General features: G+C 39.7%; 13 protein-coding genes and 1 tRNA gene. 11 read left to right on the forward strand and 3 right to left on the reverse strand.

Going from position 1 to position 15,820, the window contains the following annotated elements; all coding sequences use genetic code 11:
- Window positions 1-58: 58 nt before the first annotated feature.
- Complete coding sequence (locus tag ATS76_RS14065) at window positions 59-553, reverse strand: TlpA family protein disulfide reductase (protein WP_058552620.1); 495 nt, start codon at window positions 551-553, stop codon at window positions 59-61.
- A gap of 306 nt (window positions 554-859) precedes the next feature.
- On the opposite strand from ATS76_RS14065, the gene ATS76_RS14070 reads away from it, so the two are divergent.
- Window positions 860-1,387, forward strand: coding sequence for a redoxin domain-containing protein (locus ATS76_RS14070; RefSeq protein ID WP_058552621.1), 528 nt, complete (start codon window positions 860-862; stop codon window positions 1,385-1,387).
- Between the two features lie 318 nt (window positions 1,388-1,705).
- Entirely contained in the window at window positions 1,706-2,152 is a 447-nt protein-coding gene (locus ATS76_RS14075; protein ID WP_058552780.1) for an Hsp20 family protein, read from the forward strand.
- 78 nt (window positions 2,153-2,230) lie between these two features.
- On the opposite strand, the gene ATS76_RS14080 is transcribed toward ATS76_RS14075, so the two are convergent.
- Both ATS76_RS14080 and ATS76_RS14085 read right to left on the reverse strand, forming a co-directional pair.
- On the reverse strand, window positions 2,231-3,787 hold the full coding sequence (locus tag ATS76_RS14080) for a cryptochrome/photolyase family protein (RefSeq protein ID WP_058552622.1): 1,557 nt from the start codon (window positions 3,785-3,787) through the stop codon (window positions 2,231-2,233).
- A 524-nt stretch (window positions 3,788-4,311) separates the two neighbouring features.
- Window positions 4,312-4,662 (reverse strand): globin, encoded by a 351-nt coding sequence (locus tag ATS76_RS14085; RefSeq protein WP_235590938.1) that lies wholly within the window; start codon window positions 4,660-4,662, stop codon window positions 4,312-4,314.
- A 502-nt stretch (window positions 4,663-5,164) separates the two neighbouring features.
- Here ATS76_RS14085 and ATS76_RS14090 point away from each other — a divergent pair.
- The 9 genes from ATS76_RS14090 to nlpI all read left to right on the forward strand — a co-directional run bounded on the left by ATS76_RS14090 (window position 5,165) and on the right by nlpI (window position 15,819).
- Window positions 5,165-5,241, forward strand: a tRNA-Met gene (locus tag ATS76_RS14090).
- 282 nt (window positions 5,242-5,523) lie between these two features.
- Entirely contained in the window at window positions 5,524-5,979 is a 456-nt protein-coding gene (rimP, locus tag ATS76_RS14095; protein ID WP_006793371.1) for a ribosome maturation factor RimP, read from the forward strand.
- Between the two features lie 39 nt (window positions 5,980-6,018).
- A complete protein-coding gene (gene nusA / locus ATS76_RS14100) occupies window positions 6,019-7,518 on the forward strand; it encodes a transcription termination factor NusA (protein ID WP_008128091.1) in 1,500 nt (499 codons plus the stop codon).
- A gap of 25 nt (window positions 7,519-7,543) precedes the next feature.
- Complete coding sequence (infB, locus tag ATS76_RS14105; RefSeq protein ID WP_058403400.1) at window positions 7,544-10,201, forward strand: translation initiation factor IF-2; 2,658 nt, start codon at window positions 7,544-7,546, stop codon at window positions 10,199-10,201.
- Window positions 10,202-10,310: 109 nt separating this feature from the next.
- Window positions 10,311-10,751, forward strand: a complete 441-nt coding sequence (gene rbfA, locus ATS76_RS14110; protein ID WP_058403399.1) for a 30S ribosome-binding factor RbfA — start codon at window positions 10,311-10,313, stop codon at window positions 10,749-10,751.
- A 14-nt stretch (window positions 10,752-10,765) separates the two neighbouring features.
- Window positions 10,766-11,710, forward strand: a complete 945-nt coding sequence (truB, locus tag ATS76_RS14115; protein ID WP_058552624.1) for a tRNA pseudouridine(55) synthase TruB — start codon at window positions 10,766-10,768, stop codon at window positions 11,708-11,710.
- Window positions 11,711-11,819: 109 nt separating this feature from the next.
- Complete coding sequence (gene rpsO / locus ATS76_RS14120; RefSeq protein WP_004585888.1) at window positions 11,820-12,089, forward strand: 30S ribosomal protein S15; 270 nt, start codon at window positions 11,820-11,822, stop codon at window positions 12,087-12,089.
- Between the two features lie 515 nt (window positions 12,090-12,604).
- Window positions 12,605-14,731 carry a polyribonucleotide nucleotidyltransferase gene (gene pnp / locus ATS76_RS14125; RefSeq protein ID WP_058552625.1) on the forward strand — a complete coding sequence of 709 codons (2,127 nt, stop codon included), beginning with the start codon at window positions 12,605-12,607 and terminating at the stop codon, window positions 14,729-14,731.
- 209 nt (window positions 14,732-14,940) lie between these two features.
- Window positions 14,941-15,819 (forward strand): lipoprotein NlpI, encoded by an 879-nt coding sequence (gene nlpI / locus ATS76_RS14130; RefSeq protein ID WP_058552626.1) that lies wholly within the window; start codon window positions 14,941-14,943, stop codon window positions 15,817-15,819.
- Window position 15,820: the final 1 nt, after the last annotated feature.

The raw sequence follows: 15,820 nt of genomic DNA on the forward strand, positions 1-15,820 counted from the left end.
TTGTGCCATTCTATTATTACAATCGACATTAAGCTGAGCGAGTCATGAACGGCTTAATTCACCACGTTCTTGCTGCTATTCCTAATTGGGTTGAGTAGCCCATTGCGTGTGCCGTTATCTGTAAATTTGCATTTATTACGTAATAAGTTGGAAAAGCGCTTACTTTATAATTTGATTGGGTGTATTGATTACCCAGAAGTATTGGGATATTGAGGTTTAGGTCATCTATAAATTGAATAACCTGCTGCTCATTTTTATAATCAAGGGCAATACCAATTACATTAATGTCTGAGTCTATTAACGTGCTTTGTAAGTTGGGCATGCTATAACGACATACCGAGCACCAAGGAGCAAAAAAATACACAATAGTTGTATTTCCCTTAAGCTCTGCAATGCTAAATCTCTCTTTTTTGTCATTTAAAACAGGCAAGTTAAAGTAAGGGGCAGGAGTGTGCTCTGTTTTAAGTAAATTACGCGTTTGGTAGGCACTTGCTAGGTAAAACACAAGGATTGCCAAACTTAAATTTATTAATGTGCTTCGTACTAGTGCCATTGATTCTGTCTGACCTATTTATAATTTAAAGCTAACCCTAACATAAACGCGAAACAACCTCTGTTATTTGGGAGGGAAGTTAGCTTTTGCTTACTTATCACGCCAACACGCCCACACGCCAATAAAGCACCTATTTTAAATTTACTCTTATACACAAAATATGCTTCTAGTAAAAAGCTTCAGAAGAAAACGGTAACGACTCTCTGGTTACATTTTAATAGTTGAATTTATAAATTTAACCCTAAGTTCTATATTTGAGATGCAGATATAGAATATGTTTTTTAACTGGCAAAGGAGACCTAGATCATGAGCGATTATTTACAACCAGCAATGAAAATGCCTTCACTTAACGTTAAAGATAGTGAAAACAACCATGCTGACGTATCGGCTAGAAAGACAGATTTACCCTGGAAAATGATAGTAATTTATCGCGGAAAGCACTGCCCACTCTGTACTAAACAACTTAATGCACTTGCTAAAATGAAAGATAAATTTGAAGATGCAGGGGTAGAGATTGCAGCCGTTAGTGGCGACAGCCATGCACAATTAACGGAGCATATGAATGATTTACAGGTTAACTTTCCTCTTTATAGTGGCTTATCCTTATCGCAAATGACGGATTTAGGTTTATACATTAGTGAACCACGCAGTGATAAAGAAACCGACCACCCATTTGCTGAACCTGCAATTTTTGTTATTAACGAGCAAAAACAAATTCAAATAGTTGATAAATCGAATGCACCTTTTTCACGTCCCGATTTAAATGATTTATTATCAGGCATTAAATTTATTCGTGAAAATAACTATCCAATTCGTGGCACGTTAACGCATTAAATCGAGCTGTGTACTAATTGCTAATCATCAATGTAGGGTAATTATTTTGGAGGGATAAAACTCATGATATTTATGGATTTGATGCTTCAAAATAGACTACTAGCTTAAGCTAACTCGTAAAGTGAGGATTCTTTTTTGAAATATTTTAATTTATTTACTTGAAAAGATTTTTACCGTCCATATATAGATTAGTAGGACGCCTGATGGGTCCTATTTTAAACTTAAACAATTGAAATTTATATTATTAATTTATATTTGTTAGCACTTGTTCAAATGAAAAGTGCAAACAAAATATCGCTTAAATATGAGGATATTATTATGCGTACAGTAGACTTATCACCACTTTATCGTTCATTCATCGGCTTTGATCATTTAGCGTCTTTAATGGATGCGGCGGCGAATACAGACAAACAGCCAAGCTTTCCACCCTACAACATTGAAGCACTCGATAAAGACAGATACCAAATTACAATGGCTGTTGCCGGATTTAGCGACAACGAGCTAAGCATTGAGTCAGAAAATAACACATTAAAAGTAGCGGGTATAAAAGCTAATAAAGATGAAAATAAAGAACGTAAGTTCATTCATCAAGGAATTGCAGAACGCAATTTCGAGCGAAAGTTCCAGCTAGGAGATCATGTAAAGGTATTAGGTGCAGACCTAGCTAACGGCTTGCTAACAATAGAGCTAAAGCGCGAGATTCCAGAAGCTTTAAAGCCGCGTAAAATTGAGATTGGCCAAGGTCGACTACTAGAAGACAGCTAACCTCGTTATTAACAACATTATTTCCCCTGATTATTTCCCCTGATTATTTTGCCGCCTCATTTGAGGCGGCTTTTTGTATTACAGAGACTCAATACTATTTATATAGTGTTTAGCCTGATTTAGCGTCTCTTTGCGTAGTTCATCGTCTTGCTTATCCCAATTTCTATAAACCATACCTATTCGCGGGTTTTTCTCTAACTTTTCGCGGTGTGTTTGCATAAAATTCCAATATAGACTGTTAAGCGGACACGCTTTATTTCCCACTTTTTGTTTCACGTCGTACTGACAGTTTTTACAGTAGTCACTCATTTTATTGACGTAATTACCACTTGCAGCATATGGCTTTGTAGCAATGATTCCATCGTCTGCGAATTGGCTCATTCCACGAGTATTAGGCATTTCAACCCACTCAATGGCATCTATATAAACACCTAAGTACCAGTTATCAACATCATCAGGGTTTATCCCGCTAAGTAAACAAAAGTTACCAATAATCATTAAGCGCTGAATATGATGAGCATAGGCAGTATCTAAGCTCTGCTTTAACGAGTGGCTCAAGCAATTCATTTTTGTATCACCATCCCAAAAATATTTAGGTAGCTTATTACTGGCTTTTAGTTGGTTTTTAGTCGCGTAGTCGGGCATATTAACCCAATAAACAGCACGAACATATTCTCGCCAACCGAGTATTTGCCTGGTGAATCCTTCAACTTGTGAAAGAGATATTTCGTCGGGTCGTTCTTTGTATTCGGCTATTACACGTTCGATAACATACAAAGGATGCAGAAGTTTAGTATTTAACGCAAAAGAAAGCCTGCTATGGTAAAGGCTGGTATTGTCTTCACTTTGGTCCGTCATTGCATCCTGAAATTTACCAAAATTAACAAGTAAATACTTACAAAAATATTCGAGAGATTCTTTGGCTTGCTTACGTGAAGTTGACCACTCAAGTTTCTCTGCATTTATTTCACCGAAATGAGCTACATCATGCTTTTTTAAACGAGTAATGATGTGACTTACATCATTTTTAAATAATTTAGGCTCTGGAATAGATTTTAAGTCTTGTTTAGAAAATTTATTGCGATTATTGCTGTCGTAGTTCCATTTACCGCCAGCTGGTTTATCGCCTTCCATCAACAGATCATATTGCTTACGCATTGCACGGTAAAAGTGCTCCATAGTAACGTGCTTATCTTTTTTGAATCGATCTTTAATATCGCCAAAAGGCAGTAAAAAATGTTCAGAGTCATATGCTGACACATTTATTGCGTTTGATTTTTCAAAATCAGCCAATTGTTTTTTTAACCTAAATTCGTCCGGGTATAAGTATTCTATAGAAGTGCAGTCATATTCTTTTGCAATACGATTCAGCAGTGCGGGTAGGTTTTCATCCTGATGTGTGTCGTCAAGTGTTAAGTGTAAGACATTAAAACCTGCTGATTTCAACGCAGTTGCAAAGTTTTCCATTGCATTAAAAAAAGCACACAGCTTTTGTATGTGGTGTTTAACGTAGTCGGTTTCTTGTTTTAATTCTGCAATAAGGTAAACGACGTCATCGTCTTTATTTTTAAACCAAGAGTGAGAAGGGTTGAGTTGGTCGCCTAAAATGAGTCTTAGCGTTTTATAAGCCGACATAATAAAGCCAAAAATGAAAATTAATACGTAGGTATTTGCCTAACCGATCGCTGTTTTTTAACAACTTAATTTACAATGTACGCTCTATTTATATTATTAAATGAGTGCACAAAGCACTCATTTAATAATATAAATCAATTTTAGAGGGTTTAATTAGGGAAGGTTGATCTTTTCGGATTGAAATTTGTTCAAACTAGGGGCTGTTTAATTGCGGCGCGATATTTGTAACCTAGTGGGATCGATAACTACCCATGCATTATTCTACTGGCCTTCATTCATGTAAGTATAAGTCAAAGCCGATCAAAGCTTCCGTGTCCTGCTCACGCCCCTACTTGCGTCCATGCAGGCAACAAAGCGTGAATAGTCCTTAGGAAGAACCCCTTGGGCAGCGCCTGTTTAGCATTAATGCTTCGTTATCGCCAATTTATGGAGAATAACTGCACTGCATAAGCTCTGCCTTTTCTGAATACCAAACAGACTGCTGCAAATTTATCCTTAAAAGGTTAACAGACCCTAAAACTACTTTAATTATTACTTCGCTTTTGTTGCATAAGTTCGTTTAAGCAAACCACATTAGAGACATTAAAGAGTGTGTCATTCGTAAAGCGTTCAAAATAGGTAAGAACATTACGCCATGCTAAATGGGTATCTTCATTAAATAGTCGACCCAAGTGCTCTACTAAAGTTATATAAAAAATATCTGTAAGGGGCTTTATATCATTTTGCTGTATATTCAATTTTTTTAAATACTGTAAATGATGACTCAAAAATGGCGCAACAGATGATGGGTTATCTATATTTTTGATTATGCGCTCTAAGGTACAATATAAAATGTAACTTTTTTCGTTAAATTGCTCAGCGCTCGGTATCTTCATTGATACATTAGATTGCTCGAGCTTTTTGTGGAATCGCGCAGTAAATGCGTGAAAGTTTGGTTTTATGATACCAAGACTTTTTAACAAAACGGATTTATGTGAATTCATCATAGCCTCACAGAAAGGAAAACTTATTTTTATAATTCTTTTTTATTATTATAGGTTGCGTAACAAAAATCACACGTTTTTTTGATGAAAAAGTATTAATTATGTAATAACTTTTTGAGTTTTATACATTTAAAAATAAAAATGAGAGTCGTTATCGATTCGTTTTTACTGTATTTGCTCTGTTTAAACTGTAAGTCATACATCAACGAGAGTAGCTCTATACCTCTAATAGGTATAATGAGTATTTTGTTTAGCGTCTTTGGGCACAATATTTAAAAAGTTATTCGTTATTATGGTTGCTAATCATCCCCAACATCCCTATAATAGCGGCCATTGTTTAGTCTGTTTTAAAACAACTAACAGCGATATTAAATCAAGGTTTGATATCTATTGGCGCGGGATGGAGCAGCCTGGTAGCTCGTCGGGCTCATAACCCGAAGGTCGTCGGTTCAAATCCGGCTCCCGCAACCAATTCTACTAATAAGTGTAAACTTATTATTTTATATCGCGCATTCTACGTAATGCGCGTTTTGCGTTTAAGCTAATGCAGTTTAATTTGGTCATTTACTGACTCGCAACCAAGCTCGGCCCTAGGCCACACAGTTTTATGCTTTATTGGTGTGACGCCCCGCTTGGTTCGGGGCGTTGTTGTATCTGCACCTTTCTTAATTTATGGCGGTTGTCATTAAATTAAAATTTAAACTCAGTATTTTAGGGCTATAAGCCCTTTTTTTGTTTGTATGGAGGATTTTCGTGACAAAACTTGAGCAAGATTTAGTAACCATGTTAACGCCTGCGGTAGAAATGTTAGGCTTTGAGTTACATGGTCTTGAATTTGTACAAGCGGGTCGCCATTCTACCTTAAGAGTATATATTGCTCATGAGGATGGGATCTCAGTTGATAACTGTGCGGACGCTAGTCGCCAAATTAGTGCGATATTAGATGTCGAAGACCCAATTACAAATGAATATGATTTGGAAGTGTCGTCTCCTGGTGTTGATCGTCCATTATTCAAACAAGATCACTACGAGCAGGCGCAAGGAGAGGAAGTACGCGTGCGTACTAAGCTTCCACAAGACGGTCGTCGAAATTTTAAAGGCGACTTAATAGCAGTTAGCAGCGATATGATCACACTATCAAGTGATGGTGTAGAGCATTTGATCATGCTTAGTAATATAGAACGTGCGAATTTAATCGCAAAGTTTTAAATTCGAGTGCGAAGGAATAGGGCAAGCGAGGCATTACCCATGGCAAAAGAGATATTATTGGTTGCTGAAGCCGTTTCCAATGAGAAAGCGGTTCCAAAAGAAAAGATTTTTGAAGCATTAGAGTTCGCACTAGCGACGGCGACAAAGAAAAAACACGATGGTGAAATTGAAGTACGTGTATCAATTGACCGTAAAACAGGTGATTACGACACGTTCCGCCGCTGGCAGATTGCTGAAGTTTTAGAAGATGGGTCATTAGAAAACCCGTACAGCGAAATAACTTTGGAAGCTGCGCAGGTTGAAGAGCCTGATTTACAGCTTGGTGATTTTGTTGAAGAGCAAATTGATTCAATCAAATTTGACCGCATCACAACACAAATGGCTAAACAAGTAATCGTACAAAAAGTACGTGAAGCTGAGCGTGCTTTAGTGGTTGACGCATATAAAGACCAAGTTGGTGAGTTAGTAACAGGTGTTGTTAAAAAAGCAACGCGTGATTCAATCGTACTTGACTTAGGCAACAACGCAGAAGCCGTTATTTACCGTGACGATATGTTACCACGCGAAAACTTCCGCCCAGGCGACCGTATTCGTGGTCTTTTATATGAAGTTAAGCCAGAAGCTCGCGGCGCACAATTATTTGTAACGCGTTCTAAACCTGAAATGCTGATGGAGTTATTCCGCATTGAGGTGCCAGAAATTGGCGAAGAAATGATCGAGCTTCGCGCTGCTGCGCGTGATCCTGGTTCACGCGCTAAAATCGCGGTTAAATCTAATGACAAGCGTATTGATCCAATTGGCGCATGTGTAGGTATGCGTGGTGCCCGTGTTCAGGCTGTTTCGTCTGAGCTTGGTGGTGAGCGTGTTGATATTGTACTTTACGATGACAACCCAGCTCAATTTGTTATTAATGCAATGTCGCCGGCTGAAGTTGCTTCAATAGTAGTAGATGAAGACACTCACTCAATGGATATCGCAGTTGAAGCCGATAACCTAGCACAAGCCATTGGACGTAATGGTCAAAACGTTCGTTTAGCAAGCCAGTTAACTGGTTGGGAACTAAACGTAATGACAGTTGACGAAATGCGTACTAAAAATGAAGCAGAATCAGATAAGTTACTTAACTTATTCACTGAAAATTTAGATATCGATGATGAGTTTGCAACACTACTTATCAACGAAGGTTTCTCAACGCTTGAAGAAGTTGCCTATGTGCCAGCTTCTGAGTTTTTAGAAATCGACGGTCTTGACGAAGAGACTGTGGACGTTTTACGTTCACGTGCTAAAGATGCATTAACAACGAAAGCGCTTAAAACAGAAGAAAGCTTAGAGGGCGCAGAGCCAGCTGAAGACTTACTTGCGCTTGAAGGGTTAGAGCGTCACCTAGCATTTGTAATGGCAAGCAAAGGTGTTGTAACACTTGAAGACTTGGCAGAGCAAGGTATTGACGAATTAGTTGATATCACAGAGCTTTCATCTGAACAAGCAGGTGAGCTTATAATGGCTGCACGAAACATTTGTTGGTTTGCAGACGAGTAATTTATTAACGGAGGTATTACACACTATGGCAGAAGTAAATGTTGAAAAACTAGCCGGCGATATAGGTACAACTGTTGATAAATTGCTACAGCAATTTTCGCAAGCGGGTATCACTAAGCAGGCAACTGATAATGTAACTGAAGCAGAAAAAGCAACGTTACTTGATCATTTAAGTAAGTCACATGGTGGCACGGGCTCTGAAGGCCCTGCACGCATGACTTTACAACGTAAGAGCAAAAGCACACTAAATGTGACTGGCTCTACAGGTAAAGCGAAAGCGGTTCAAGTTGAAGTTCGCAAAACACGTACCTACGTGAAGAAAAGCGCAATGGAACAAGAGCAAGAGCAGCAACGCTTAGCCGCTGAAGAAAAAGCGCGTCTTGAAGAGCAGCAAAAAGCTGAACAAGCAGCCGCTGAGTTAAAGGCAAAACAAGAGGCAGAACGTAAAGCGAAAGAAGACGCTGATCGTAAAGCCAAAGAAGAAGCTAAACGTAAAGCTGATGCTGAGCGTAAAGCGAAACAAAAGCAGATGACCCCAGAGCAAAGTGCTAAGTCTGAGAAAGATCGCATCGAAGCTGAGCGTCTGCAAAAAGAAGCAGAAGAGGCCGCATTGAAGAAAGCTGAAGAAGAAGCGAAACGTCAGGCAGAAGAAGCAAGAAAACTAGCTGAAGAAAATTCAGCTCGTTGGAAGAAAGAAGAAGAAGAGCGTAAGAAGCGTGAAGAAACAGCAGATCACCACCTTACGACTTCAACTTACGCACGTGAAGCAGAAGATGTAGCTGATGCTCGCGAAGAGCAAGGCTCACGCCGTGCGAAGAAAAAGAAAAAAGCGCCAGCAAAAGATAAGTTTGCAGCGTCTAAAGGTAAAAAAGGTAAGCTAAAAGCACCTGCTTCATTACAGCATGGTTTCCAAAAACCAACGGCTGATGTTAAAAATGAAGTGCGTATTAGCGAAACAATTACAGTTGCTGAGCTTGCATCTCGCATGGCTGTTAAAGGCGCTGAAGTTGTAAAAACAATGATGAAAATGGGTGACATGGTTACGATTAACCAAGTTATTGACCAAGAAACTGCACAACTAGTAGCAGAAGAAATGGGCCATAAAGTTATCATTGTTAAAGAAAACGAATTAGAGCAAACAGTACTAAATGACCGCCACGAAGATGGCAAGTCTGAGCCGCGTGCGCCAGTAGTTACTGTTATGGGTCACGTTGACCATGGTAAAACATCGACGCTTGATTACATTCGTTCAGCTAAAGTTGCTTCAGGCGAAGCCGGTGGTATTACGCAGCACATTGGTGCATACCACGTTGAAACTAACGGCAACATGATCACATTCTTAGATACTCCGGGTCACGCCGCGTTTACATCAATGCGTGCTCGTGGTGCTAAAGCGACTGATATTGTAATCTTAGTTGTTGCAGCTGATGATGGTGTAATGCCACAAACTAAAGAAGCGGTACAGCATGCTCGTGCAGCGGGTGTTCCTTTAATCATTGCTGTTAACAAAATGGATAAAGAAGGCGCAGATCCAGATCGCGTTAAAAACGAGTTAGCACAGCTAGACGTTATCCCAGAAGAATGGGGCGGCGACACGCAGTACGTTCATATCTCAGCTAAAACTGGCTTAGGTATTGATGAACTACTTGAAGCTGTACTTATGCAATCTGAGCTATTAGAACTTACTGCACCAAGCCAAGGTATGGCTGCAGGTGTTGTAATTGAATCGCGTCTTGATAAAGGCCGTGGTCCAGTAGCGTCTATTCTTGTTCAGTCAGGTACGCTAAACCAAGGTGACATTGTATTGTGTGGTCTTGAGTATGGCCGTGTTCGTGCAATGCGCGATGAGAACGGTAAAGACATCAAGTCTGCAGGTCCATCTATACCAGTAGAGATTTTAGGTCTGTCTGGTATTCCGGCAGCGGGTGATGAAGCAACGGTAGTTAAAGATGAGCGTAAAGCGCGTGAAGTTGCATTATATCGTCAAGGTAAGTTCCGTGATGTTAAACTAGCACGTCAGCAAAAAGCGAAACTTGAAAACATGTTTACTAACATGGCAGAAGGTGACGTTTCAGAAGTTAACGTGGTACTTAAAGCGGACGTACAAGGCTCTATCGAAGCAATTTCTGATTCACTAACTAAGCTTTCTACTGACGAAGTAAAAGTGAAGATAGTGGGTTCTGGCGTTGGTGGAATTACAGAGACAGACGCAACGCTTGCTGCAGCTTCTAACGCAATTGTTGTAGGTTTCAACGTACGTGCTGATGCATCTGCACGTAAAGTGATTGACTCTGAAAACTTAGATTTACGCTACTACAGCGTTATTTACGCCTTAATTGAAGAAGTTAAGCAAGCGATGTCAGGTATGCTTGCACCAGAATTTAAGCAAGAAATTATCGGTCTTGCTCAGGTTCGTGACGTATTCAAATCACCAAAAATTGGCGCTATTGCCGGTTGTATGGTGACGGAAGGTATTATTAAGCGCAGCGCGCCTATTCGTGTACTACGTGATAACGTGGTTATATACGAAGGTGAACTTGAATCACTTCGTCGCTTTAAAGACGATGTTCAAGAAGTGCGTAATGGTATGGAATGTGGTATCGGTGTTAAGAACTACAATGACGTACGTGTTGGTGACCAAATCGAAGTATTTGAAACAGTTGAAGTACAACGTACTTTATAATTGTTAGCTCACTAAACTAATAAATGGGGGCTTAGCCCCCATTTGTGTATCTATAACTTAATTAGCTTATTATTAAATTTCAATAAGTTACATTTTTAGGACAAATTTCATGAGAGAGTTTTCTCGCACTGATCGTGTTGGCCAGCAAATCCAAAAGGAAATTGCTGTGATTTTACAACGCGAAATTAAAGATCCGCGCTTAGGCATGGTGACAGTGTCTGCGGTAGAAGTATCGCGCGATTTATCTTATGCAAAAATTTTCATCACGGTGTTCAATACAAAAGATGAAGATGCAGCTAAGCAAAGCGCAAAAGTTCTTAACGAAGCAACAGGTTATATTCGCTCGTTACTAGGTAAGCGTATTCGTGCTCGTATTATGCCAGAGCTAAAGTTTGTGGTTGATAATTCATTAATGGAAGGGATGCGTATCTCTAACTTAGTGGACACAATCATCAGAGAAGATAACGCAAAACATGTCAATGAAGACAGCGTTGATGAAGCGCAAAATAACGATGACAATATCGAGCAAGCAGGCGATAAAGACAGTTAAGAAGGCATGTAGCGATGGCAAGACGCAGTAAAGGCCGTGCAATAGATGGGATTTTGTTGTTAAACAAACCGCAAGGCATTTCGTCAAATAAAGCATTACAACAGGCAAAAGGTATATATTTTGCTCAAAAAGCGGGGCATACAGGCGCGCTTGATCCGCTAGCGACTGGTATGCTGCCAATTTGTTTTGGTGAGGCAACTAAGTTTACCCAGTTTTTACTTGATACCGACAAAACTTATGTTGTGCGCGCTAAATTAGGTGAAAGAACAACAACATCAGACTCTGATGGTGAAATAGTTCAGACACGAGATGTAAATGTAACTATAGAACAGCTGAAAAAAGAAATTGCAGCGTTTTTAGGTGAATCTGATCAGTATCCATCAATGTATTCTGCACTTAAATACGAAGGAAAACCTTTGTATAAATATGCCCGCGAAGGTATTGAAGTTCCAAGAAAGTGCAGAAAAATAAATGTGTTTAGTTTAACGCTTGATGAGTTTGATGAAGCAAATAATGAAGTACAAATGACGGCCCATGTATCTAAAGGGACTTACATTCGTACTATTGTTGATGACTTAGGTGAAAATTTAGGCTGTGGTGCTCATGTAATTATGCTTCACCGTTCAGCTGTTGGGCATTATCCTGCAGATAAAATGGTATCGCTCGAGCAACTAGAGTCGTTATTAGCTAAAGCTAAAGACGAAGAAATTTTGCCATCAAGCTACCTTGATGAACTGCTTCTACCTATGGATACAGCATTAGTTGATTTACCTGTTGTAGAGATAAGTGAAGAGCAGGGCATTGCATTTAGCCATGGTCAAGCTGTGGTGCTAGGTAAAGAATTACCAGACGGTGCAATAAAAGTCTTGGCAGATGGCGTGTTTATAGGCACTGGTGAGAAAAATCCTGACGGGCATTTAAAATCAAAGCGCGGTCTATCTAATCAGCAGGCAGAGTAAAGTTTAACTTGTAGTTATTCTTATACTTGTTAGAATACGCCCGCTTAATCGTTTTGGCTGAATTAGTGATCGGCTAAGACACCTTTTAAATTTAATTTTTGGAGTTATTATGTCACTAAGCAATCAAGAAAAAATCGATATCATTGCTAAATTCGCACGTGCTGAAGGCGACACTGGTTCACCTGAAGTACAAGTAGCATTACTTACTTTTGATATCAACAAGCTTCAAGGTCACTTTGCTGATCACAAGCATGACTTCCACTCACGTCGTGGTCTGCTTCGTAAAGTAAGCACTCGCCGTAAATTGCTTGATTACCTTAAAGGTAAAGATATCTCGCGTTATACTGCGTTAATCCAAGAGCTTGGCCTACGTCGCTAAGAACTTGATTACGAGAAAAGGAGCTTTATAGCTCCTTTTTTTGTGCCTGAAATTTAGCAAATAACATCGACTAGTAACTGGCCATAATATTTACACCAATCCGTAATAATACTTAACCATGTTGCGGGGCTAAACGTGTCACTATTCGCGTTAAAAATTTATTTTGAGAACAACTTAATAGCAATTTTTTTGCTTAGTTATTTACACGTTTTTCCACTCTTAAAATAGATCACTTTATTAAGCGGATTAGTATAAAAGTCTTCTATAAAGCTGTGCGCAGTTTTTCTCGTTAATTCAACCCATTTAGATGATAAACATACATACTATAAACTGTTTGCTAGACTCGCATTTTTACGTGGCTTTGGTATATACTATGCGCGTAGATAAAAAGGTTTATCTACAGTTAATAACATCATTGCCAATTGTAGTACTTAATTGATTTCCAACTGAATACAATTATGTACTGTAATTGGTACTTTGATGGAACACTTATTTAGATTTAAAGGATATTTTAAGTGCAAGCAATTATAAAAGAATTTCAACTAGGTCAACACACTGTAACTCTAGAAACAGGCGCAATTGCGCGTCAAGCAGATGGTGCAGTTTTAGCAAGCATTGGCGACACGTCAGTTTTAGTAACTGTTGTTGGTAAGCGTGAAGCACAACCTGGCCAAGACTTTTTCCCACTAACAGTAAACTACCAAGAGCGTATGTACGCTGCAGGTCGTATCCCAGGTGGTTTCCTTAAGCGTGAAGGTCGTCCAAACGACGGTGAAACACTAATAGCACGTCTTATTGACCGTCCAATTCGTCCACTTTTCCCAAATGGTTTCGTTAACGAAGTACAAGTTATTGCAACTGTTGTGTCTGTTAACCCTGAGATCCAACCTGATATGGTTGCAATGATTGGTACATCTGCGGCGCTTGCTATTTCTGGCATCCCGTTCAGCGGTCCAATTGGTGCTGCGCGTGTTGGTTACATTGGTGGCGAATATGTTCTTAACCCAACGTTAAAAGAACTTGAAGAAAGCCAACTAGATTTAGTAGTAGCGGGTACAGATAACGCGGTACTTATGGTTGAATCTGAAGCAGACGTTCTTGCAGAAGACGTAATGCTAGGCGCTGTTGTATATGGCCATGAGCAATCTCAAGCTATCATCAACGCTATTAACGAATTTAAAGCAGAAGCAGGCAAGCCTACTTGGGATTGGACTGCACCTGAGAAAAACGTATCTCTTGAAGAGAAAGTAGCTGAACTTGCTGCTGATAAAGTAGGCGAAGCTTACCGTATCACTGATAAAGTAGCGCGTAAAGAAGCACTTGGCGTAGCTAAAGATGCAGTTATCGAAGCACTATCAAGCGAGCTTGCTGAAGGCGAAACGCTTGATAAGCAAGAAGTGGGTAAGGTATTCGGTTCACTTGAGAAGAAAATTGTTCGTGGCCGTATCGCTGCAGGCGAAAAGCGTATCGATGGTCGTGAACCAGATATGATCCGCGCACTAGACGTAATGACTGGCGTATTACCGCGTACTCACGGTTCTGCTATCTTTACACGTGGTGAAACTCAAGCATTAGTTACGGCTACGCTTGGTACAGAGCGTGATTCACAGTTAATCGATGACTTAACTGGCACACACAAAAACCACTTTATGCTTAACTATAACTTCCCTCCATTCTGTGTAGGTGAAACAGGTTTTGTAGGTTCTCCTAAGCGTCGTGAAATCGGCCACGGTAACCTAGCTAAGCGTGGTATTGCAGCAGTTATGCCTACGCTAACAGATTTCCCTTACTCAATCCGTGTAGTATCTGAAATCACTGAATCAAACGGTTCATCTTCAATGGCGTCTGTATGTGGTACTTCACTGGCACTTATGAACGCAGGTGTGCCAATTAAAGCATCTGTTGCAGGTATTGCGATGGGTCTAGTAAAAGAAGACGAGAAATTCGTTGTTCTTTCTGACATCTTAGGTGATGAAGATCACTTAGGTGACATGGACTTTAAAGTAGCGGGTACTGCTGCAGGTATTACTGCACTTCAAATGGATATTAAAATTGAAGGTATCACGCAAGAAATCATGCAAATTGCGCTTAAACAAGCAAAAGCAGCACGTTTACACATCTTAGAAGTTATGGACGAAGCTATTTCTGCTCCTTCTGAAGAGCTTTCAATGTTTGCTCCACGCATTTACACAATGAAAATTCCACAGAAGAAAATCGCTGAAGTTATCGGTAAAGGTGGCGCTACTATTCGTCAACTTACTGAAGAAACAGGTACAACGATTGAGATTGGTGACGACGGTACAATTAAAATTGCCGCTACTGACGGTGAAAGTGCTGCAAATGCAATCAGCCGTATCGAGCAACTAACAGCTGAACTTGAAGTAGGTACTATTTACGAAGGTAAAGTTGTACGAATCGTAGATTTTGGTGCGTTCGTAAACATTCTTCCTGGTAAAGATGGTTTAGTACATATTTCTCAAATTAGTACTGAGCGCGTTAATAACGTTGCTGACCACCTTAGCGAAGGTCAAGAAGTTAAAGTCAAAGTACTAGAAGTAGATCGCCAAGGCCGTGTACGTCTAAGTATTAAAGAAGCAATGGAATCTGCTGCACCAGCAGCTGATGCGCCAACTGACGCGTAATTGCTAATGCTTAATCCAGATATTTACTGGATAATATAAAAGGGGGCTGTTTAGCCCCTTTTTTTATGCTTTAATGAGGAACTTGAATTTAAACAAAGATTATTCAAGGAGGTTCGATTACTTACGATGATATACAGTGTATATGTGATTATGAACCAAATTGGTCGTCGTCAGTCTTAGAGCTACCAACCTTGGTATTAAGGATTTTAATGATATTCAAACACATTGCTTTGGCGTCTTTTGCTATTTTGTCTTTAAGCGCTTGCCAAACAACAACTCAATCAGAACCAACACCAGTGGTCAATGTGCCTTTTACAGCACCATTAGCGTCTGACTTTCGCAGTGAAATAGCCATAGCGCGTTATTCTGAGTTACTCAACAGAGCTGATTTAACACCCGAGCAACAAGCTAAATTATATTATGATCGGGGAGTACTGTTTGACAGCTTAGGTATGACGACATTGTCGCGTATTGACTTCAACCGTGCTGTAAAGCTTAAGCCAGACTTAGCCGAAGTTTATAATTTTTTAGGTATTCAACATACATTAATGCAGCAATACGAAAAAGCGTATGAGCTTTTTGATTCTGCTTTAGAGCTGGATGAAGAACATGAGTATGCTTATTTAAACCGGGGCATTGCATTGTACTATGGCGATAGGCCTAGTATTGCAAAGACCGATTTTAGCCAATTTTTAGCGCGTTCTCCCAATGATCCTTACCGCGTGTTGTGGGTTTATTTAGCACAAGCTAAATTAGATAAAGACTCAGCGCTCGCCGAACTAAAAACCAATTCTAAAGCGCTTGATGACTCACAATGGGCTTATCAGCTAATTTCACTTTTTGCAGGTGATATGAATGAGCATGCATTTTTATCTGGCGTTAGCGATGGCGTTAAGTCAGAGCAAGAATATGCACAACGTTTGTGCGAAGCTTATTTTTACTTAGCTAAGCTACATCAAGCTGCAGGTGATACCTATGTTGCTGCGGATTATTTTAGATTGGCACTGTCTACCAACGTTCATGAGTTCATAGAATACAAATATGCACGTTTAGAACTTGAGCTGTTAATGGAAGCAGACGCAAGTTAGT

This window comes from Pseudoalteromonas sp. 10-33, from assembly GCF_001469195.1.
Classification (GTDB): Bacteria; Pseudomonadota; Gammaproteobacteria; order Enterobacterales; family Alteromonadaceae; genus Pseudoalteromonas.

Excerpts from the sequence above, each read along its gene's own strand:
- truB (WP_058552624.1), top strand. The coding sequence starts at position 10,766 with ATGGCAAGACGCAGTAAAGGCCGTGCAATAGATGGGATTTTGTTGTTA.
- ATS76_RS14085 (WP_235590938.1), bottom strand. The coding sequence starts at position 4,662 with ATGAAGATACCGAGCGCTGAGCAATTTAACGAAAAAAGTTACATTTTA.
- ATS76_RS14075 (WP_058552780.1), top strand. The coding sequence starts at position 1,706 with ATGCGTACAGTAGACTTATCACCACTTTATCGTTCATTCATCGGCTTT.
- nlpI (WP_058552626.1), top strand. The coding sequence starts at position 14,941 with ATGATATTCAAACACATTGCTTTGGCGTCTTTTGCTATTTTGTCTTTA.
- ATS76_RS14080 (WP_058552622.1), bottom strand. The coding sequence starts at position 3,787 with ATGTCGGCTTATAAAACGCTAAGACTCATTTTAGGCGACCAACTCAAC.
- rbfA (WP_058403399.1), top strand. The coding sequence starts at position 10,311 with ATGAGAGAGTTTTCTCGCACTGATCGTGTTGGCCAGCAAATCCAAAAG.
- infB (WP_058403400.1), top strand. The coding sequence starts at position 7,544 with ATGGCAGAAGTAAATGTTGAAAAACTAGCCGGCGATATAGGTACAACT.
- rpsO (WP_004585888.1), top strand. The coding sequence starts at position 11,820 with ATGTCACTAAGCAATCAAGAAAAAATCGATATCATTGCTAAATTCGCA.
- ATS76_RS14070 (WP_058552621.1), top strand. The coding sequence starts at position 860 with ATGAGCGATTATTTACAACCAGCAATGAAAATGCCTTCACTTAACGTT.
- nusA (WP_008128091.1), top strand. The coding sequence starts at position 6,019 with ATGGCAAAAGAGATATTATTGGTTGCTGAAGCCGTTTCCAATGAGAAA.
- ATS76_RS14065 (WP_058552620.1), bottom strand. The coding sequence starts at position 553 with ATGGCACTAGTACGAAGCACATTAATAAATTTAAGTTTGGCAATCCTT.